The 21,343-nt window shown below is 62.8% G+C and carries 16 protein-coding genes; 7 read left to right on the forward strand and 9 right to left on the reverse strand.

Features of this window, described 5'->3' with window-relative positions:
* Positions 1-417: 417 nt before the first annotated feature.
* Positions 418-1,029: a nicotinate-nucleotide adenylyltransferase gene (gene nadD / locus V5E97_RS08185; protein ID WP_406698830.1), complete on the reverse strand. Its 612-nt coding sequence runs from the start codon at positions 1,027-1,029 to the stop codon at positions 418-420.
* Positions 1,030-1,137: 108 nt separating this feature from the next.
* On the opposite strand from nadD, the gene priA reads away from it, so the two are divergent.
* The 4 genes from priA (at position 1,138) to V5E97_RS08205 (ending at position 5,758) form a co-directional block, all read left to right on the forward strand.
* Positions 1,138-3,438, forward strand: a complete 2,301-nt coding sequence (gene priA / locus V5E97_RS08190; protein WP_406698831.1) for a replication restart helicase PriA — start codon at positions 1,138-1,140, stop codon at positions 3,436-3,438.
* Positions 3,439-3,961: 523 nt separating this feature from the next.
* Positions 3,962-4,588, forward strand: a complete 627-nt coding sequence (locus tag V5E97_RS08195) for a PEP-CTERM sorting domain-containing protein (RefSeq protein ID WP_406698832.1) — start codon at positions 3,962-3,964, stop codon at positions 4,586-4,588.
* Positions 4,589-4,692: 104 nt separating this feature from the next.
* A complete protein-coding gene (locus V5E97_RS08200; protein ID WP_406698833.1) occupies positions 4,693-5,115 on the forward strand; it encodes a hypothetical protein in 423 nt (140 codons plus the stop codon).
* A gap of 25 nt (positions 5,116-5,140) precedes the next feature.
* On the forward strand, positions 5,141-5,758 hold the full coding sequence (locus V5E97_RS08205; protein ID WP_406698834.1) for a PEP-CTERM sorting domain-containing protein: 618 nt from the start codon (positions 5,141-5,143) through the stop codon (positions 5,756-5,758).
* Between the two features lie 320 nt (positions 5,759-6,078).
* Here V5E97_RS08205 and V5E97_RS08210 read toward each other — a convergent pair whose 3' ends face one another.
* Positions 6,079-7,305, reverse strand: coding sequence for a type II secretion system F family protein (locus V5E97_RS08210; RefSeq protein WP_406698835.1), 1,227 nt, complete (start codon positions 7,303-7,305; stop codon positions 6,079-6,081).
* 515 nt (positions 7,306-7,820) lie between these two features.
* Between V5E97_RS08210 and V5E97_RS08215 the strand changes: the two genes are divergently transcribed.
* On the forward strand, positions 7,821-9,392 hold the full coding sequence (locus V5E97_RS08215) for a 2-isopropylmalate synthase (RefSeq protein ID WP_406698836.1): 1,572 nt from the start codon (positions 7,821-7,823) through the stop codon (positions 9,390-9,392).
* Positions 9,393-9,864: 472 nt separating this feature from the next.
* Positions 9,865-10,578 carry a DUF1349 domain-containing protein gene (locus V5E97_RS08220; protein ID WP_406698837.1) on the forward strand — a complete coding sequence of 238 codons (714 nt, stop codon included), beginning with the start codon at positions 9,865-9,867 and terminating at the stop codon, positions 10,576-10,578.
* A 653-nt stretch (positions 10,579-11,231) separates the two neighbouring features.
* On the opposite strand, the gene V5E97_RS08225 is transcribed toward V5E97_RS08220, so the two are convergent.
* The 7 genes from V5E97_RS08225 to V5E97_RS08255 form a co-directional block, all read right to left on the reverse strand.
* Positions 11,232-11,465, reverse strand: coding sequence for a hypothetical protein (locus V5E97_RS08225; protein WP_406698838.1), 234 nt, complete (start codon positions 11,463-11,465; stop codon positions 11,232-11,234).
* A 299-nt stretch (positions 11,466-11,764) separates the two neighbouring features.
* Complete coding sequence (locus V5E97_RS08230; protein ID WP_406698839.1) at positions 11,765-13,864, reverse strand: sigma-70 family RNA polymerase sigma factor; 2,100 nt, start codon at positions 13,862-13,864, stop codon at positions 11,765-11,767.
* A 28-nt stretch (positions 13,865-13,892) separates the two neighbouring features.
* Positions 13,893-14,111: a hypothetical protein gene (locus V5E97_RS08235; protein WP_406698840.1), complete on the reverse strand. Its 219-nt coding sequence runs from the start codon at positions 14,109-14,111 to the stop codon at positions 13,893-13,895.
* Between the two features lie 11 nt (positions 14,112-14,122).
* Positions 14,123-15,271, reverse strand: coding sequence for an RNA-guided endonuclease InsQ/TnpB family protein (locus V5E97_RS08240; protein ID WP_406698841.1), 1,149 nt, complete (start codon positions 15,269-15,271; stop codon positions 14,123-14,125).
* A 492-nt stretch (positions 15,272-15,763) separates the two neighbouring features.
* Positions 15,764-17,278, reverse strand: a complete 1,515-nt coding sequence (locus V5E97_RS08245) for an ArnT family glycosyltransferase (protein WP_406698842.1) — start codon at positions 17,276-17,278, stop codon at positions 15,764-15,766.
* Between the two features lie 80 nt (positions 17,279-17,358).
* Positions 17,359-18,171 (reverse strand): glycosyltransferase family 2 protein, encoded by an 813-nt coding sequence (locus V5E97_RS08250; protein ID WP_406698843.1) that lies wholly within the window; start codon positions 18,169-18,171, stop codon positions 17,359-17,361.
* Positions 18,164-19,105, reverse strand: a complete 942-nt coding sequence (locus V5E97_RS08255; protein ID WP_406698844.1) for a methyltransferase domain-containing protein — start codon at positions 19,103-19,105, stop codon at positions 18,164-18,166. The genes V5E97_RS08250 and V5E97_RS08255 overlap by 8 nt, the downstream gene beginning before the upstream one ends.
* A gap of 314 nt (positions 19,106-19,419) precedes the next feature.
* On the opposite strand from V5E97_RS08255, the gene V5E97_RS08260 reads away from it, so the two are divergent.
* Positions 19,420-21,306, forward strand: coding sequence for a pyrroloquinoline quinone-dependent dehydrogenase (locus tag V5E97_RS08260; RefSeq protein WP_406698845.1), 1,887 nt, complete (start codon positions 19,420-19,422; stop codon positions 21,304-21,306).
* The last annotated feature ends 37 nt before the right edge of the window (positions 21,307-21,343 follow it).

A 21,343-nucleotide genomic window follows, 5' to 3' on the forward strand; every position in this document is an offset into this window, starting at 1 on the left:
CGGTTTCGCGGCGGGGATGAGGCCCAAAATGACGGTTCTCAACTCGCCTGGGATCGGGGCGATCGAGGTAGGATAGGACGGCGATTTGAGCCTCAAACGACCGGTTTAGCCTGCCCGGGCGCCACACTTCGCGAGCCTTACTTAACGCTCCGGATCGGCCTCTAATGCCCTAAGCTACGCAGCCGGGCGATTCGGACGCAGCCTCTCGGTGTCTCATGCCTGTGCTGCTTCGGCCCGCTGTCACCCCGCCCCTGGACTCTGTCCTCCGCCATCGATGGATCCTCGCGATCGGGGGAGACGATCACTCCTCTTTTTTTTGCGGCAGTCCTCGAGTCTGGGGGACTCATGGCGGCCGTTCCCAATTGCAGAGGATAGTGCGAAGGGGCCAACCGGGTGGAATCGGCGGGCCGCTTCCGATCATGATTGGGGCGTGGCCGCGGGGGGGTAAAGCCTTTGGGCTTCGATGTAGGCCTCGACTCCGCGGGGGACCTGATAGCGAATGCTCCTGCCTTCGGCCCGGCTTCGGCGCAGGTCGTTCGAGGCGATGCCGATGGGCGGGATCGTCACCGAGACCAACGGCTTTGCCTCGGGACCGAAGTCTGGGGGACCTGCGTCGATACCCAGGTCGATGCCGGGACGGTTGACCACGACCACGGTCGCCAGCCGCGCAATCCGCGCGGGTTCGCGCCAGTGGGGGAGGTCGGCGAGGCTGTCCGCTCCGATCAGGAAGAAGAGATCGTCGCCGGGGCGTTCCGCGTGGACGGCCTCGAGGGTCTCAACGCTATAGTGGGGGCCGGGTCGGTTGGCCTCGATTTCAGAGACCTCGAAGGCGGGGTGGCCGGCCACGGCGATCCGGGCCATCTCCAGACGGTGGGCGACGGTTGTCCGATCGCCCAGCTTGTGAGGCGGAGCTCCGGCGACCACGAACCAGACGCGGTCGAGTTGGCACGCTTCACGGCATTTCTCCGCCAGGATCAGATGCCCCAAGTGGATCGGGTCAAATGTCCCTCCGAACAGCCCTAGTCGCATCGTTGAATGACCTTTTTGGGATCGCGGGTCCGCTGGTATTTTGTGGACAGGCGTGCAGAAATTGGGTGAAGTGGTGATGGTCGATTCTCGAGACGTTAGGATGCGCCGATGAGCCTTGTCAACGGCAAACGCCAGGCGGACTGGTTCGCCGACGAGGCGGGCACTGATGCCGACGGCCCGTACGCGGGCATTGTTTTCAACCGGCCGATCGATCAGATCTTCAGTTACCGGGTGCCTGCTCGTCTGGAAGAGGTGGTGCGGCCGGGCCAACGAGTCCGGGTTCCCTTGGGGCGGGGCAACAAGCCGGCGGTCGGTTACTGTGTCCGGATTGATACCGAGGCCCCCTCGGGATTTGATCCGCGCCGGGTCAAGGAGGTCATCGATGTCCTCGACGACCCGCCGCTGATCAATACGGCGATGCTCGAGCTGACCCGGTGGATGGCCGGCTATTATGCATGTTCGTGGGGTCAGGCCCTCGATGCGGTGGTGCCGGCCGGGGTCAAGAATCAGGCGGGGACGCGGGTGGGCACCTTCCTGACGGTCCCCGACGAGATTCGCAATTCACTCGAGACGCTGCAACTGCCCACCAAGCAGGCCGAGGCGCTGGCCGTGCTGTGCCGGTCGGTCGAGCCGCTGACGATTGCGGACCTTTGCCGGCTGGCGAAATGTGCGTCCGGCCCGATCACGGCCCTGCGTCAGCGGGGGTACATCCACACGGTCAGGCGTCGGCTCTCCAAGGAAGCGTTCGACGCTTCGTCGTCGGCCGCGCCCGAGGTCGACTCGGACGCGAAGCCGGTTCCCACTCTCACCAGCGAGCAAACGGCGGTGATGACCGCCATGACCCCCGCGCTCGAGGGGAACGAGTTCGCGACCTTCCTGATCCACGGCGTCACCGGCAGCGGCAAGACCGAAGTCTACCTGAGTGCCATCGAGCGCGTTGTGGCTCGGGGACGCGAGGCGATTGTGCTGGTCCCCGAGATCAGCCTGACGCCCCAGACGATCCGCCGGTTTCGCCGTCGGTTCGGCAAGATCGCCGTGCTCCACAGTCACCTGAGCGATGCGGAGCGGCACCGGCATTGGCGGAGCATCGCCGCGGGCGAGGTTCAGGTGATCGTCGGCGCCCGCTCGGCCGTCTTTGCGCCGGCCCGCCGGCTCGGTCTGATCGTCATTGATGAAGAGCACGAGAGCACTTTCAAGCAGGAGACGACCCCGCGGTATCACGCCCGAGACGTGGCCGTGAAGCGCGCCCAGCTCGAACGGATTCCGATCCTTCTGGGCTCGGCCACGCCGGCCCTGGAGACCTGGCGGAACGCCGAGCTGGGCCGCTATCTCCGCCTGCCGATGATGGAACGGGTGGGGGCAAGGCCGATGCCCAAGGTCGAATTGATCGACCTGAGCCACGAACGACTTCCCTTGGGAGGGCTGAGCGAGCCGCTCCGCCAGGCGATGCTCGCCGCGCTCAAGGACGACGGCCAGGTCATGCTTCTGCTCAATCGCCGCGGGTTCCATACTTTCGTGATTTGTCCGAACCCACGCTGTAACCAGGTCCTCAAGTGCCATGCCTGCGACGTCGCCCTGACTTATCACAAGGGGCGCCGGCTCTTGGTCTGTCATACCTGCGATGCCGAGCGCCAGCGGCCGCCGGCTTGCCCGAGTTGCCAGGCCCCCAACTTGCATTACGGAGGGATTGGCACCGAACGGCTGGAACGCGAGGTCGAGACGGCCTTTCCCGAATACGTCTCGCGACGGATGGACTCGGACACGATGCGGATGCCGGGAAGCCACGAGCAGGTGCTCGCGGCGTTCCGTTCGGGAGAGATCCGGATCTTGCTCGGGACACAGATGATCGCCAAGGGGCTCGACTTTCCGAACGTGACCTTGGTGGGCGTGGTCAACGCCGACACCGCGTTGCACATGCCCGACTTCCGGGCGGCTGAGCGGACGTTTCAGCTCGTGGCCCAGGTGGCCGGTCGGACGGGGCGGGGGGATCGCCCCGGTCGGGTGCTGGTGCAGACTTTCGTCCCCGACCATTACGCCATCGACTGCGCCTCACGACACGATTACGAAGGGTTCGTGGCCTGCGAACTGCCCCAACGGCAGCAGTCGGGGATGCCGCCGTACGGTCGCCTGGTGCGATTGATCGGCCGCGGTCCCGACGAGCCTCAGGTTCGGACATTTATGAATGAGTTGCTGGAGACATTGAAGGCCGCCGCTCCGCCCGGGGTGACGATGCATGGCCCGGCCCCCACGCCGATCTCCAAGATTCGCAACCTCTATCGCTATCATCTCCGGCTGCGGGGTGAATCGCCTCGTCCGCTTCAGGTGCTTTTGCAGGCGGTTGCGCCGAGTATCTCGCCGCCGGGTGAAGTGGAGTTGGCGATCGATGTTGATCCGGTCAATCTGCTTTGAGGGTCTGGGCGTCTTGGGAAGGCGAAATCGACTGGTTTTCGCCCATCTGGTTTCTTGGCGACGAACTTGAGCGTAATTCGGCCATTTCCCAAATATTCCGGTTTACAGCCGGGAGGGGTTGGGTTAAATTCCCTCTCGTTCGGAATCGCTCCAAGGTTTCCTGCAAAGAAACTAAGGGCACGCCTGACATGACCAGGCACGGAGGCCGGGTAATGAACACACCTCTTGCACTCATCATCCTCAAAACCCACATGTCGTCGTCCCTTGGGTTCGGTCACGCAACCGACCATTACCCGCGGACCTGACCCGTGCGCCTTCTTTGGGCGTTAGGGAACGGTCGGGCTCGAGTTGTTCTCGGGCCGAGCGAAGTGATGGATTCGGACGTGTCAATCCCACGTAGGAGACCTCGGTGCAGGGCATCGTCCCAAATGGTTGGGACGAACCGTCGAGCGATGGTGGCCCGGTTCTGAGTTCGGCGAGGTCGCTCGAGCGCGACAATCAATTCAGGAGGATAATGATGCGCATGTCATGTCAGTCGACCGGGTTGCGGGCTGGTGTTTTGGCTCTGGCTCTGATCAGCTTCGGGGGAAAGAGTGGGCAAGCGGATACGCTTATCAACTACAGCACCTCGGGCTCGATCGATTCGACCGGAGTGTCCGGCCCCGGCGTGATTAGCTTCATTCCGGTGACCTCCAACCAGTTCAATTCGCCTTCGGCGTTCAGCCTTGGCGATTTCCAGGTGGCTGCGTTGCCATCCGGTGGGTCGACGACCTATGTGAATACCCCCTTCCACATTACGTTCCTGGCCAACTCGGTTGATGGCGAGGTTCCTAGCCCCAACGATACGCCGTTCCAGATCAGTGGCACACTGAACGGAACCATCACCGGTGCCAGCCAGTCGTCCGTGGTGGCCAAATTCGATCCGCTCACGAATCCCACATTCATCACCGGTAATTTCCTCAACACGTTGAGCTTCACCGACAATCCGCTGTCGCTGGTGCCTTCGACGACCAACAGTGGTCACGCTTCGGCCCAGGCTTACCTGACCACCGAGACCCGCGTTCCCGAGCCGACCTCGATCGCTCTCTTCCTGACCACCTTGGCCGGCCTGGGAGTTCGTCACCGGGTTCGCACCCGGCGGGCTGCTTGATCGCCGCTTGCCACGTGCCTACTAGAGCAAAGGTCCCGCAGCCCCTCTTGTTCGAGGGGCTTTTTCCTCCCAACCGACTCGCTCAAGCACCGTGAGATCCGATTATGTGTCGCATCTTGCTCCACACCAACGACTGCTTCTCGCCGACGTTCGCCGTCCCGATCTGCTTCGATGGTTTCGGATCGACCTCGCTTGAGACCCTCGAACCCGTTGAAGCAAACGGCCCGGTGACGCAGACCGGCCGTTGCTTCGTTTCGCTTGCTGACGGATCGTTTCTCCCGCTCGATGCCATCGACAACGAGGGTGTTTCGAGCCAGGCATCCACCTCGACCGAAGAGGGTCGCATGATCCGTTTTCACAAGAGGAATGCCGTCGCTGAACCTGCCACGGCCGCCGTGTCCATGGCGCAGCAGATCGGACTGGACGTAGCCCGTCGGCCCCGCGTGGGGTGCCGTTCAGGCAAACCAGTCATCGCGATCGACCCCCGCTCGCGGGCGTTCGCATTACGTGTTTCCGACCCTATTTGAACATCGGATTTCCAGGAGCTTCACCTTGCGACTGTCCAGACTTCACACCCTGATGTTGGCTCTGACGCTCGGCGGATGGATCGCCACGACGACCGAGGCGGCCCCCATCTCGCAACCCCTCGAATACGGGACGACCGGCTTCATCGGCAGCGGCGCCGGCCCCATCAGCTTCACTGGCAACACCGGCGTGGTGCTGACGCCAGGCGTCATCAACCTGGGAAGCCTGAATATCGCCGCCTTGCCGTCCGGCACGACTCAGGTGATCAACGCCGTTCCGTTCTCGCTTGACGTCGCCTTCCCGAGCGGACCCGGCGGAGCCTTCCCCTGGAGCCACGTTGCGGTCACCGGTGTCCTGAACGGGACCATCACCGGAAACGTGTTCTCGGACGTGCTCTTGGCCTTCACATCGGTCTCTCAGGATGGCAGCACCCCCTTGCCCTTCACGCTGAGCAACTTCCAGGTGATCGGCCCCGTGCAGCTCGCCCCCAGCGGGATCAACGGCGGCTCGACCCAGTTGTTCGCCTATGTCGGCCCCTTGCTGGCTGGCCAGGAAATCCCCGAGCCGAGCACCCTCGCCATCTTCGCGATCGGTCTCGCCGGTGTGGGCTTGGCCCGCCGCAACCGCAAGGCTTTGTCTCGCTGAACGCCACGTGAGAGCCCGTGAGCGTCCCGCTCCTGGGTTTCGGTCGGCGACGAGAACGATCCCAGCCCCGGGAAGAAGGAGCAGTCCAAGTGACTGCCTTCTTTCCGGGGCTGCTTGCGTTGATGGAACTCGGTCCCCGCCGTTCTCGTTCCCCCGCATTTCTTTTGTTTGCAACGATCCGCGACTGGGCGGGAATCTCGCTGGATTTCCGGGCCGGTCGTGCTCCTGCAAACTAACCCGTGGCGGCAAGAATCGAAACCATCGGTTCTTTCGCTCGGTCACGGATCATTGTTTGTTTGCGCTCGCGCCGCGGCATGTGATCAGGCGAGGCGCTCGATCAGCGTGATCAGTGGTGTGAAGAAGGCCGCGGCGATCACGAGCACAAAGACGCCCAAGGCCAAATAGACCAGGGTCGAGAGGATGTCGATCCACCTTTGAAGGCGGAGCGCCGACCGCCGCGCAGCTCCGGCGGCCGTCTCTCTCAAGGCCCAGGGCAAGTTGCCCACCCGGCTGGCCGATTCGAGGATCGCCGCATCGGCCGGACTGATCAGTCCCTGGTTTCTCAGCGACTCCCAGCAGTCGGTCCCGTTGCCGAGGTCGTGGAGCGTGCGTTCCAGGCGGTTTCGCACCCACCCCGCGGGATAGTACCGAATGAGAATGGCGATCCCGGAGGAGAGCGACTTCCCCCCCTCGACGACCCAGGCCAAGGCCCGAAGCACTGGCGCGGTATGCCTCGACCGGAACAAGCGGTCGAGCCAGAAGAAGTTGGGCTCCAGCCAGCCGGTCAACGAAAGCGGAAGAATCACCGCCAACGTCAATTCAAAGACCGTCATCAACACGAGGATGGGCCAACCCCACCTGATGAACCAGTGGCTCGCCACGAGGACGTCCACGGTAAACCGGGGCAGCTCGATACCGAAGTCGGCGAAGATGGCCTCGAACTTGGGGAAAATGAAATAAAGAACAAAGCACAAGATGAGTTTTGTGATCAAGAGAACGGCAACCAGGTAGGCGATCCGGGGGACGTACGCGGCCCGCACGACTCGCTCCGGTGTTTTGGGATCCGCCGCCTCGCGGAGCGCCCCCGCCAGTCGGTCAGACGCCCAGCCCATGCCGATCGAAAGCTCGGCGTCACGCGGCAAGACCCCTGGCACCAACTGCAGGGCCTGGGGGAGCGGTGCCCCCTCCTGAAGCAAACGTGCCAGGGTCAGGAGTCGCCGCCGCGATCGGCCGCGTTGCGTGTCTCCCAGCCCCTCGATCGCCGCGCCAAGCGGCATTCCGTGTTCCACGGCGATCGCCAAGGTCTGGAGCAAGGCGTCGCGCTGGCTCACCCACCGGCCCGTGACTAGCGTCAGGCCCACCACGGCCAGAGCCACGCTCGTGAGCACGATGAGCGCAGCCAGCGGATCCCGGAGCGACAGCAACACCGCGCCCAGAATCAGGCAGAGCAAGACCGCGATCACCAAGCCCCCAAGTAGCCGATCGTCTCCCCAGGAGGTCGATCCACTCTCGGCCCCCTTCGCACGGGCGCCCTGCTCGATCTCCATCGACGACCTCCTTGAATGGATTTTCTCTGACAACTGTCTCTTTATTCATTAGACAGTTGTCGTTGGTTGGCTGCAAGATGGAGACGGCCGCATCACGACCGGGGAATGTGGAGGGAACTTATCGCGTGCCACGACCGAGCCTTCGCCGTCCGGGGCTCCCTCGGAGCGTGGCCAGGAGACAAGGCAATTTTCGTGTTCTGGCCGACGGATCGCTTGACCTGAGCTCGGTTCCACCGATATGATTGGGGCAGATGGACGATAGGCGGATGCGCCCGGAGCCTCCCTGGATGCGATCCTTGACGACGAATCTACGACTTCAACGAATTCTTGGCCTTCGACTTGGCCGGGTGGAGTCTTAGGGTTCGTCGCCGCAGCGCCTCTCGCGTGACTTACGAAGCCCCGAGACCCGCCCCTGACCGGCGAGTCTCGGGGCTTTCTCCGTTTCTCCCGGTCGATGCGTCCGATACCTGCGAACTTCGTTTCCTCAACACCCTTCAGCAGGAAGAGTTTCAGCCATGGCCGACGCGAATCGAATCCGGATCTTCGACACGACCTTGCGTGACGGTGAGCAATCCCCCGGCGCAAGCATGAACATCGTCGAGAAGGTGGAAGTGGCCCGGGCCTTGGCCGCGCTTGGCGTCGATATCATCGAGGCCGGGTTCCCCATCGCCTCCCAGGGCGACTTCGAGGCGGTCCGCGCGATTGCAGCCGAAGTCGCCGGCACCACCGTCTGCGGCCTGGCCCGGTGCAATGATCGGGATATCGACCGCGCCTGGGAGGCCTTGAAGTACGCGCAGAGTCCGCGGATCCATGTCTTCCTGGCGACCTCGGCGATCCATCGCGAGCACAAGCTCAAAATGACCCGCGAGCAGGTCGTCGAGCGTGCGGTGGCCAGCGTTCGCCGCGCCAAAGGGTACTGCAGCGACATCGAATTCAGCCCCGAGGATGCCGCGCGGACCGAGGTGGATTTCCTCTGTGAAGTGGTCGAGGCCGCCATCGCCGCCGGCGCGACCACCGTCAACATCCCGGACACCGTGGGTTATGCCACCCCCACCCAGTACGCCGCTGTCATCACCGCCCTCCGCGAGCGCGTGCCCAACATCGGCCAGGCCGTCATCAGCGTCCACTGCCATAACGACCTGGGTCTGGCCGTCGCCAACAGCCTGGCCGCCTGTGAGGTTGGGGCACGCCAGGTCGAGTGCACGATCAACGGGATCGGCGAACGCGCCGGTAACGCCGCACTCGAGGAAATCGTCATGGCGCTGAAGACCCGGTTCGACTACTACGGCCTGACCACCGGTATCAAGACCGAACGCCTCTATCCGGTCAGCCGGATGGTCTCGACCGTGACCGGCCTGACCGTCCAGCGCAACAAGGCGATCGTCGGCCGCAACGCGTTCGCTCACGAAGCGGGGATCCATCAGGACGGCATGCTCAAGGAGCGGTCAACTTATGAGATCATGCGTCCCGAGGAGGTCGGCGTCCCCAAGACCGACCTCGTGCTGGGCAAGCACTCCGGCCGCCATGCGCTCCGCGATCGGGTGACCGAACTGGGCTATCACCTGAACGACGCCCAGCTCGAAATCTTGTTCGAGGATTTCAAGACGCTGGCCGACAAGAAGAAGGAAGTGTACGACGAGGACCTGGTCGTTCTGATCGAGAAGCATATCCAGGACGTCGCCGCGCACTGGACCTTGGTCAGCCTGCACACCACGGCCGGCACCAGCGTGACCCCGACGGCCACCGTCTGCATCCGCCGCCCCGACGGCCAGCTCGTTCAAGACGCCGCGATTGGCGACGGCCCGGTCGATGCCATCTTCAAGGCCGTCGAACGGGTGACCGGCATCACGGCCAACCTCCGCGAGTTCGGTGTCCGGGGCGTCACCGGCGGCAAGGATGCCCAGGGCGAAGTGTCGTTGGAACTCGAAGTTGAGAGCGACGACCGCACGTTCCGCGGCCGCGCGGCCTCGACCGACATCATCGAAGCCTCGGCCGAAGCCTACCTGAACGCCGTGAACGCCATCGCCACCCGCCGTGAACGTGACCACCCCCGTGAGGTCATCGGCCGCCCCGGGGCAGGGGCCTGAACTTCGGTCGTCCGGTTGCGAGGGTGAACTGCGGTTCGCTCGAAGCGAAGAACAGGGGGGGGCAGCAGACGATGATCGCATCGCCTGTTGCCCCCCTTTTCTTTGTTTTTCAGGTTCTTTCGGCGAGTTCTCAATGAGGGAGTTTGAGGGGGGAGTTTGAGTTTGAGTAGCCAGGTACTTTACTTGGGATATCTGGGAGTTTCAGTAAATATGAATAGGCAGTCGCAGATCTGGACAGTTTACCCAGGTTCCGCTCTTTACCCTTTTTAGGTGCATGGCCACTATTCTGTTCTGTCTGCTTGCTCATGTTTGAGTCCGGCTGAGAAGACCGAGGCGGCGGGGGATCGATGGGCGAGGGATTGCAGGTAGATAGTGGCTAAGGTTAGCAGGCTCTTTCCTTGTCGTTTGACAAACGTCATACTCGGCGGCCGTTCGATTGTCCCCCGTACTCGTCGAAGGAGGGTAAAGGACCATGTCTTTGATCCACCCGAAAGCCGTCGCGTTGCTCATGGGGAGTTGTGCCGTCGCGTTGCTCATGGCCTTACCGATCAGGGCCGACGACAAGGACCAAGCTTCCCCGATCCTGAAAGGGTGGGGCCAGGTCTCCGACACGGACCGGGACTGCGACATCACCTACAAAGAGAACGCAGTCGAGTTCAAGATCCCCGCCAAGTCTCATGACTTTGCCTCCGAGCTCATGATGCAGAATGCGCCCCGCGTTCTCCAAGAATTGAAGGGGGACTTCATCGCCCAAGTCAAGGTCACAGGCGAATTCAAGCCGGGTGCCACAAGTACCATCGCTGGCCGCCTCGCTTACCACGGCGCTGGCCTTCTTATCGTTAGTGACAAGGATAATTATGTCAGCCTACACCGAGGATGCGTTTATATCAACGACCGGATGCGCCACTACGCGAACTTCGAGCTGCGCAAGGACGGCGATCTGGCCATTTCGCGCTATGAGATCGAGATCCCGGATCAGGACACCTACCTGCGGCTGGAACGGCGAGGCGACAAGGTGTTCAACGCCACGAGCCCTGACGGCATCCACTGGACGTCTTATGAACCAATCGAAGTGGCGCTGCCCCAAACGATCCAACTCGGGATCGTCGGCGTCAGTTCGTCCGAGGTTCCCCTCACGGTGAAGTTCCAGGACCTGGCCATCTTCCGTAAGACCGAGGCCGAATAAGTGAGAGCGGCCGGATCATGGTTTTGGTTTGATTGACTATTGGTCAGGAGCGTGGCCGGCCGTGCGACTGGCGAAGGTTCGGCGAGCCCTCGATGGAGCACCAGGCGGGGCCGCCACGCACGACCTGGTCACTTTTCAGCGGGTCGATTGCCTGGGAAAAGTGTTTGCGTCTGCACGTGATTAGAAAGTCAGTTAAGAACGCCGGAACAGTCAGATCCAACGGCACCATCGACGGTTCTCAATGAGTTCCATGACCCAGTGAGGGTTGTCCTCCCAGTTCTGTTCGACTTCATCGTACCGGTAGCTCACCAGATATCCCTGCGGGAGTTGTTTCCAGTAAGTCGCTTGCCAGGGTCGAATTCGTTTTCGATGAAGATGTTTGTGATCGACGGCATGTCCCAGGTAGCGGGCACCTTCAAGCACACGTTCGACCAGGTCTCGCTGGGGCGAGATGAGGACGCTGATCTTCCAACGCTCGGAGCGGGACGGTCGCTCGTATCGTTCGAGGTACCGATCCCAGTTCGGGGCTGCGAATGCCTCCCATTGCCGCCCGCCCTCGGGGGTTAATCCGTAGTAAGTCTCGTCGCGAGCCGGGTCAAGGTCTCGCTCCTCCTCCCGAGTCTCGTCGAGCGCGGCTTCGATCTCCTGGCGACTTAGCCGAAGGCCGAAGGGGCCGGAACATCCCCCTCGCTCAGCTTTGAGGCGGCGATCAGCCCCATCCGGAAAAGTCGTTCCAGGGCCTCAACCAAAGACTGGCGATCCATGCCGTGCCCCGGCTTGTTGAAGATCGCTTCGATCCAGGGCGAGCGAAGAAACAGGACCGGTCGCCCTCCCTCAACGACGGTTTCCAGCAGCCAATACTCACCTCTCGTGAACCGAGGTTCCACAGGGGGCACTCCGGGTGATCGCCAAGGCGATGTAAAGAGACCAGTCCGTCGATAAAATCAGGCCCGTGGCCGGCCGACCGGGAATCCAGAAATTCACTCAGGGGCGCTACGGGCTCGCCTTGGTCAACGTGTTGTTCCCGGTCATTTCCGCGGGGAGAGAGGGGAAAGTTGCGCGTTGATTCCGTGAAAATGGCCCGGCCGGTCCGACCGAGAGTCAGGACCGGCCCGACGGCGCAGATCGAGGGTTATCCGCGGCAAGCCGACACTTCGCTTCAAAGGTTCCTCGCGGTCCATCCCGATCAAGGCCGGTCCAGGAGGGCGCTGCGCTTGATCTCGGCCTTGCCCGAGAGGTCCCACAACCGCAAAGCGAAGTCGTGGCCCGGGGCGACGTTCTGGGCGCCGCCGGACGCTCCGCCGCCCGAGACGGCGAGGTCGCCGCGGGGGCTGTAGGCAACGGTCCAGACCCATTCCTTATGCCCGGTCATCCGATAGAGTTCTCGACCGTTGGCGATGTCCCAAAGCCGAACCGTACCATCGTAACTCGACGATAGGAACTGCCGGCCATCGGGGGCCATCGCGATGCTGGTAACCGCGAATCCATGCCCGTCGAACCGACGGACCTCGACACCGCGATCCAGATCCCAGAGATGGATTGCGCCGGGGGTGTTCGGCCTCTCTGGGTTGATCCCCGCGATCGCGTGGGCTCCGTCCGGGGTGAATGCCAGGCCCCGCACGATCCCATCCTGCTCGAGTGACTTCAACTCGCGGCCCGTTTCAAGGTCCCAGAGCCGCATCGTATGATCCTTGGGGCCGGACCCCGTCAACGCGCGACGGCCGTCGGGCGAGAAGGCGACCGAGCGGACCCAGTTGGTGTGGCCCTTGAGGACGAGGATCTCCCGGCCGGTGGCAAGGTCCCAGAGCCGGGCCGTCTTGTCCCGGCTCCCCGTCAGGGCGCGTCGGCCGTCGGTTGAGATCGCCAGTTCGTAGATTGTGCCCGTGTGCCCTGAGAGGCGGCGGATCTCATTGCCAGTCTCCACGTCCCAGAGCTGAACGATGCCGCCGGTGCCACCGGAGAGCGCCTGGCGGCCATCCGGGGTGAAGGCGAGACTATGCACTTCGCCCGGGACTTCGCGCGGGCCATGCGTGCTGGGGCCGGGGTCGTCGGTAGCCGCCAGGAACCGGCGGATCTCCGCCCCGCTGGCCACGTCCCAAAGCCGGAGCGTCCGATCGCCCCAGGGCCAGCCGCTCCCCGAGAGGATTTTCGTGCCATCGGGGGAGAACGCCACCGTGAAGACCGACCCGGTGTGCCCCTCCATCGACCGGAGTAGCCGCGGCCCGACTGAGATCTCGACTTCCCGGCCTTGCCCACGGAGGATCAGCGTGTCGGGAACGACCAGGTCGAGAGGAACTTCGACCTTCATCTGCAGCTTGTCACCCTCGATCGACGAGGTGACACGCGGCGGCTTGGGAGCATTCGCCGCCACCCCGAGTGGAAGCGTTTGGGCCGCGGAACCTTGATCGGACTGAGCCAGCACCACTCCGACCATCGCCAGGACTCCGAGCGAAACGCCGGTCCCGACGGCCATAACTAACTTGCTCACGAGCTTCGTCCTCCACATGGAGTTCATCAGCAGGACAACGGATGTCGGAACACTCCCGGCATCTCCGGACAGTGCGCTCAGAGCCGTCCGAACCGAGGACCTCGCCAGCATCTCCGAGACCGAGACCGAGCCCAGCCCACCCACTTGAGCGAGCCCTCCTAACGGCCAAGCCGTCGCACCGAAACCACGACGTCCGAGTCGCTCTTTCAAGAGTCTCCGGCCTCGCACCAAATGGCTCGAAAGCGTCCCCTCCGGCACCCCAAGCTGAAGCGCTGCCTCTCGCCGTGACATCCCTTCCAGCTCGCACGCCACCAGCGCGGCGCGGTATCGCCCGGGCAGTCGGCTCAGTTCCTCGTCGAGGACCGAGTACAAATCGACCTGGCCGAGACCTTGGTCGGACGCGAGCTCAACCGGGTGCTGGCTCATTGACGCCCGCTCCCTCGCATGCCGCCTCGCCTCAGACCGCCTTAACTCCTTCGCTGCGCGGACGGCGACACCATAGAGCCAGTTCGCCAGCTTTTCCTGCCGAGACGCGGCGTCTGCCCGTCGAGCCAGCACGAGAAAAGTCGCCTGGAAGGCATCTTCCGCAGCATGGTAGTCGGAGAGGATCCGCCGGCAGACTCCCATGACCATTGGCCCATGTCGCTCCACCAGCACATGGAACGCGGTCTCGGCGTCGCAACCGCTCTGACGCAGGAAACGCCTCAGCAACTCATCGTCGCTCAGCCCGCCGACCGCTCCGCTCGTGAACAGCGTGCAGAGTTGCTGCTGGGCCTTTCTTGCGGAATCTTGCGCCACGAATAAATTCCTATTTCGCTCGCTAATTTCAGACTGCCGCCCCCCCTAAAGTAATGGCCGCAGGGGCTCCAGCGCGTGCAAAATTCAGGAAATCAATGTTGGCGATCCCGCCACCACTGCCAAGGCCTCGGTAGTCGAAGGCTGCGTTGCCGCTTTTGGTCGAGCTGATGACCGCCAGCGTGCCGCTGTTGAAAATGCCCCCTCCGCTGCCCAGGGGCGTGTTTCCACTGATGGTGGAGTTTGTCATGAACCCCACGCCTAACGGCGGGGGCTTGCCAAAACAGGCTTGCCAGTCGTCTCGACCGGGATTCGACCTCCGGTGTCAACAACGCCGACATTAGGGCACATGACTTTGCCCCGGTCACGAATGTTTCGGGCCGCGTTCCAGTCCGCGGCGAGTTCAAATCCACAATGCTTGCACACGAATTCATTCCGCGATTTCCGGTTAGCCATTTCGCAATGCCCGCACTCGGAGCATGTCCGAGACGTGTTGCGCGGGTCAACCGGAATGACCGGGATGCCTTCGGCGAGGGCCTTGTTGGCGATGAACTGCCTGAGCTGGTAGAACGCCCAACCCTTCATGCGAGATCGATCGGCTTTCCTGGCCGTTGTCCGCTGGCCAATGCCGCCGAGATCCTCGACGGCGATGGCGCTGGCGGTGTCTTTAGCCTTGGCAACGATCCGCTTGCTGATGACGTGGTTCTCGTTGGCCCGGAACCGGGCCTCTCTCTTGCTGATCTTCTTGAGTTTCCGCTTAGCGGACTTGGTGCCTTTTCGCTGACAGGTCTTCCTCGCTTGGCTGTACTTCCGGCGACAGGCGTCAACATCGGCCCCCGAGAAGTTCTCACCGTCATCCGTAGTGGCGAGGTTTTTTACCCCCATGTCGACCCCGATGGTCCCCTTTGTCTCGATCGACTCGGGAGCTTCGTCGGTCAACTGGACGTGGAGGAAGTAGGCACCGTCGCGACGCTTGACCAGGACAGCGGATGTCGGCTTGCGGCCCTTGAGTGCCGCTTTCTGTCGCTCGCCGAGCTTGGTGGTGAGCTTGACCCGCCTCGACAGGAGCGTCAGGCCGAAGTTCCAGTTCCATTCGTGGAACGAGAAGATCCTCGCGTCGTAGTCGATCGATGTCGGCGCGAACGCCGAGTGCATTTTCGCGGAGACCTTAAGGGCGGCACAGGCGCGGGCGATGGCCCGGATCGCGAGGTTGGACGAAAGGCCGAAGGTTTCGCGGATCTCCCGGTAGCAGGCGTGCTGGACCTTGACCTTGTTGGTGAAGCCGAGCGACCGGGCTGACTCGGCGGCGAAGTCGCAAGCCAACGCGAACGCTTTGAGCGTGGCGTCAATCTCGACGCGTTGCTCGGGGGTGGGCGTCAGCTTGCAGACGATCGTCCGGACGGTGTGCATGCGTTCAAATATCTCGCATGGAGATCTCACATGCAAGGGCAAGATTTACGCGATTCCTCCCCACGGCTAAAGAGATCGTCCCGCTTTCCGCGCGTTGTGCCACAAGGACTTACGCAGCGGCCCTGAACCTATGATATCGGTCCGACCCAGGGATCGGCCACGAAAACACGCCCCAACGAGCCGTTCAAGCCCCCTATTTTTCCTAGAAAGCGGGACGATCTCTAAAGCCGGGGGCTTCCTCACTAGATTTTGGTGACCCCATCAGTCCATTGTTGAGGACGCCGCCGCCATGGCTCGTCCCCATCGTGTCTGAGTCATTCCCGCTGAGGGTGGAGCGATAGATCGCTAGCGTACTGCTCACGCTGTTATAAATACCGCCACCAAAGAATGATGGCCCTCGGTTTCCGCTGATGGAGGAGTCGACGATCGTGAGGTAGCCAAAACCGAAGTTGCTGATGCCGCCCTACGGGAATTGTTAGGCCGACGCTGATGCTATGGCCGATCATGTTGACGTGGGATGCTCTCGCCGGTGCGCCGGTCCGGCGCGAGGAGCACGGCGTAGCAGGAGAATGGGTCGTTCGGGTTGCCGTAGGTGCGCACGATCCGTGCGTTCATGGCCCGATCGAGTCCTTCCTTCATTCCCGCCCGACCCATGATTGCATAATCATAATGGTATTTCGTGGCATCGAAATAGTTGTAATAACGGATGCCAAGGAGAACCCGGCGATTCAGTCCGTATGCGTCCAGAGCGTACTCCGCCCCCACGGTCAGTTGGGCCTCGGCCGGAAGGTCGGCCAGAATTGAGCGCGTGAACTGATGTGGGTTGTACTCGATCCTGTTCCAGTTCCGAACGCAGGCCCAGGTGGTCCTGAGACCACTGCCGGGCAGAAACACGAGAAGGAGTAGGCAACTCGCCAGTACTCTGGCGGTTGCCACACCCACCCGTTCGCGGCACTTGGCAAAGCAGCGCACGGCGCACCAGCCCGCCGCCATCGCGAAGAAGGCCACGGGATAACACCAGTAACCTTGCAAGGGGTGACTTCCTTGCAAGGCAATTAAGAGGTAGACCGCCGACCATCCGAGTGCCGAAACCAGCCCGAGAGTCCGGTCGTGACGTCGCCACGCCAAGCCGGTGACGACCGCCAGGCAGGTCGCCAGAAAGGCGGCCTGCGAGATTCCGGCACGCTCGATCACCAGCGGGAGATGCCCGACGAGGTCTTGCCACGGGAAAAGCAGACGGGAGACCAGCCCTGGCCCCGCGGGTTCGAGGATGTTGCCAATGAACTGCAACCGGAACAGCTCCGGCGAGCGGACGATCAGGATCAGCCAGACGGAAAAGGTGGCAAGCGCCGTGGCCGCCAAACCGACCGGCCGGAGCAGACGCGCCGGGACCGCTCCAGGTGCCAGCGCGGCCCAGATCCCAAGTTGCAAGGCGAACACAATCGCAAACGGATGAGAGAGCCCAGCCAGCCCCAGGAACACCCCCGCCAACGCCAGCCATCGTCGCTGCCGCTCACGGCGGCTCCAGTGACACATCGCCCAGACGGCCGCCAGCCCGAGGGTGCCACAGAGCATGTCGGGACGGGCCAGCATCGCCGGAAAGTAGAGCAGTCGGCACATCGAGTAGATTCCGGCCGCCCAGAGCGCCGTGGCCTGGTCGTCCCAGAGGGATCGTGCGATCGCGTGGACGAGGAGAATCGCGAGGCAAGCGGCGGCGAGGGACGCAAGCCGAGCCGTCGCGTAGGTCGGCGGCATGATCAGGAAGAAGGGGGCCTGCGCGTAAAATGAGAGCGGCGGCATTGCGAACAGGAGCCGCTCCGCACCCAGGAACACGCTGTCGGACTCCGTCGCACGCGAGTAAGGGACCCGCGGCACTCCCTCGCGAGCGATCGTCAGCCCAGGAATGGCGTACCACTCTTCGTCAGGGCCGCCCGCCTGGCAGAGTACCGGGGGAAGCCGAAAACAAAGAAAGATCGCGATCACGATGAGAAGCACAATCCGCGACATGCCGCCTCACATCCGGAGAAGATTTGGTGGAAAAATAAGTAGATAAGTTTGCGGGGATTGAGAGAGTTATGTTCCTCTCGTCAATGACTTTCACTGGATTCGAGAATGTCTCCGGGCACATCAGGGCCACGACTGGGGGCGAGCCGCCGACCGTTGGCATCGAAGAGCCGATCGTGGCGAACGCCCCATCGATGGAGGCGGTAACGGAGGGCCGTTTCGAGCACGCCGAAGCCATAGGTCACCGAGCGCCTGAGGCCGATCGAAGAAGCTTCCGCGAAGTAGCGTGTCGGGCAGGAAATCTCGCCGATCCGAAACTCGGAGGCGATCACCTGGGCGAGCATCTGGTTGTCGAAGACGAAGTCGTCGGAGTTCTCTTCGAGGGGAAGTTGTTCGAGGACCTGCCGCGAGAAGGCCCGGTATCCGGTATGGAACTCGGAGAGCTTCGAACCCATTAAGAGGTTCTGGGCGACGGTGAGGAGGCGGTTGGCGTAATACTTGTAGAGCGGCATGCCACCGGAACGCGCCTGGCCTCCCAGGATCCGGCTGCCGATCACGCAGTCGTAGACGCCGCTGGAGATCATCGAGACCATCGCGGGAATGAGCAGCGGTGTGTATTGATAGTCGGGGTGGACCATGACGACGATGTCGGCCCCGAGCCGAAGCGCCTCGCCATAACAGGTTTTCTGGTTCCCTCCGTAGCCTCGGTTTTTGGGGTGAACCAGCACGTGCAGCCCCAGTTGCCGCGCGATGGCCACCGTTTGGTCGCGGCTATCATCATCCACCAGGATGACCTCGTCGACCAACTCGCGGTCGATCTCTTGATAGGTCCGGACCAGTGTGGCCTCGGCGTTATAAGCGGGCATCACGACAACAATTTTCTTATGATTATGCATGGCCAGATGCCCACGTTTTGACGGGTCGGGCGACTGCGATCAGGGTTCCGCCCCGGCCAAGCCGGCTCTCGCCCCAGGCCGGTCCGGCCGTCAACAGCGAAATCCCCAGGCCTGCAACAACCTGGAACGCCTTGCGGGGAAGCGACCCACTGTTCGGCCGTCCGGACACGATCTTGAAGAACTCGTTGCGACCCCCGAGGCCGCGGTTCAGTAAACTTTGCGACCAGCCGATCACGTCGTACTCCCACTCTCCGTAGGCGATGTGATCGACCTGGAAACCGCTCGCGGCGAACAGTTTCACGATCGCGTGCGCCGTGAAGTGGAACAGGTGACGGGGAATATCCAGCGGAAGCCAGGACGCTCCGGTGACCTGGGCTTGCCAGGACCCGAAGTTGGGGACCGCCGCCAGCACGAGGCCATCCGGCTCGAGGTGATCCCGCAACGCGTCGAGCGTGCCGACCGGGTCGTTGAGGTGTTCCAGAACATGCCAGAACGTGGCGCAGTCGAATCGCGTCCGGTCCCCCAGTTCATCCAGGCTGGCCACCACGGTCAGGTCGCCCGGCTCGGATGCCGCCCTGCTTCGCTCGACGCCGCAGCCGTTCCAGCCCTGCGTCCGGGCCGCTCGCAAAAAATCTCCTTCGCCGCAGCCGAAATCCAGCAGGGAACGCCCCATTCCCGGTCCCGCCCAGTGGCGAACGAATCCCAAACGGCGGCGGTTGCAGATCCTGCCCGTTGGGCCGTGTCGTTTTCCGTAATACCCCGCGTCGTAGTACGGGGTCAGGTCGGCCGGCACCGGTCGTGTTTGCCCCAAACCACACTGAGGGCACTCGTCTACCTGGAATGTCTCCCCCGTCTCCTCGGCCGCAATACCCCGGAACTTCTCCCGCATCGCGACGTGGCAGAGCGGGCAGTGGGACCCGACGGGCGCGGCCACGGGCGATGGTCCGGGTTGGGCTCTTGGCATCGTCTTGGGCGACCATCAGGTTTCGGGGGCGTCTTTTCCGAAGACGGAGCCGGTCACGGCCTGCGGAGGCGCTCGCCTTCGGGCCTCCATCGATTACACCAGATGAGATGGAGGACCGAGAAGCCACAACTTTCCGAGAATCACTCCGCCAAGGTGCCGTCAGAGGCCCAAGCGGCCGGGTTCAGGACTTGGAGCCGCCCCGAGCCGGGCCGGTTCTCCTTTCCCGGGTTTGCCGGCGGTATACTGTGAGCTCGTACTTCGTCGTTCAATATGGGATATTCGAAATGCGATTATGTGTAATGTTCGTTGTTTGTCTTCTGGCCACGACCAGTCAGGCTCCGGGGCAATCTCCGCCCAGGGTCGACTGGCCGGTCGTGGGGAACGACTCTGGTGGCACGCGGTATTCCAAGCTGGATCAGATCAACCGTGAGAACGTGACACGGCTCAAACCGGTCTGGACGTACCACACGCGGGAGCTCGAAGGCCGCACCGGCAAGACGATCGAATGCACGCCGATCGTGATCGATGGTGTGATGTACATTGTCACCGGATATCTCCGAGTCGTGGCCCTCGACGCGGCGACCGGCAAGGAGCTCTGGCAGTTCGATCCTCTCAAGGATCATCCGTTCGAGCACCAGCCGACGTCTGGCGGCGTCAACCGAGGCTGCGCTTACTGGTCGGACGGCCAGCCTGACGGCGAGCGACGGATTATTCACGGCACGGCGGACGGGCGCCTGTTTTCGCTGAATGCGAAGACCGGCAAGCTCGACCCCAAGTTTGCCGACGGTGGGATCCGCAACCTTCGGAAAGAACTCGAGCCGAATGTCGCCAAGCTTGGCTACGGACCGACGTCCGCCCCGGCCATCTGGAAGAATACGATTATTGTCGGGGTCTCGTGCGGAGAAGGCCCAGGCATCGCCGCGCCGGGGGACATCCGGGCGTTTGATGTCCGGACCGGCGAGCAGGTCTGGCGATTTCATACCGTGCCCCAACCGGGAGAGTTCGGACATGAAACCTGGAAAGGTGATTCCTGGAAGGGGCGAGGCGCGGCGAACGCCTGGGGCGGCTTCACCATTGACCCGGATCGCGGCCTGGTCTTTGCCGGACTCGGATCGGCGGCCTTCGACTTCTACGGCGGCGACCGGCACGGCGACAATTTGTTCGCGAACTGCACAATAGCGCTCGACGCAAAGACGGGCAAGCGGGTATGGCACTACCAGACCTTACGTCATGACCTGTGGGATCACGATCTGCCGGTCTATCCCAACCTGGTCACGGTCACGCACGCCGGTAAGTCGATCGACGCCGTGGCGCAGGTGACGAAGACGGGCCATGTCTTTCTGTTCGACCGCGAGACGGGCAAGCCACTCTTCGACGTCAAGGAGCAACCGGTTCCCGCCTCGGACATCCCCGGCGAACAGGCCGCGCTGACGCAGCCGATCCCGGTGAAACCATTGCCCTTCTCGGCTCAGTTTCTCGATGAGACGAATGTCACCAACATCGGCGAAGCCAACCGCGCGTCGGTGCTCGCCCGGCTGCGGACAATTCGAGGGGGACCGGCCTACAACCCGCCCAGCCTTCAGGGAACCGTCGTCATCCCCGGTTTTCACGGCGGCGCAAACTGGTCGGGGGCCTCGTTCGACCCGACGACCGGCTTGCTCTACGTCAACTCGAACAACGTTCCCAATATCATCACGCTTGTGGAAGGGAAAGCAGGCGACACCCCGAGGTACGGCCCTTACGAACACACGGGCTATCTGCCGTTTCACGACCACGAAGGGTACCCGGCAATCAAGCCCCCCTGGGGCGTCTTGAACGCGATCAACCTCAACACGGGGGAATTCGCCTGGCAGGTTCCTCTCGGCGAACACGTCGAGCTGACCGCCCGTGGCATTCCGCGAACCGGCACGGAAACGTTCGGCGGCTCGATTGTGACTGCGGGCGGTCTGGTGTTCATTGCCGGCACCAAGGATGAACGGATCCATGCGTTTGACAAGCAGTCCGGCCGACTGCTCTGGGAGCATCCCCTCCCGGCCGGAGGCTACGCGACCCCGTCGACCTATCAGGTGAACGGCCAACAGTACGTCGTCATCGCGGCCGGGGGCGCGGGCAAACTGCGAACGAAGGCGGGCGATGCGTTCGTGGCGTTCCGTTTGCAAGAGGAAGAATGAGTTCCCTTGGTTCGCGTCCTGAGGAGGCTACAATCAA

Source organism: Singulisphaera photorubra (assembly GCF_045290345.1).
GTDB lineage: Bacteria > Planctomycetota > Planctomycetia > Isosphaerales > Isosphaeraceae > Singulisphaera.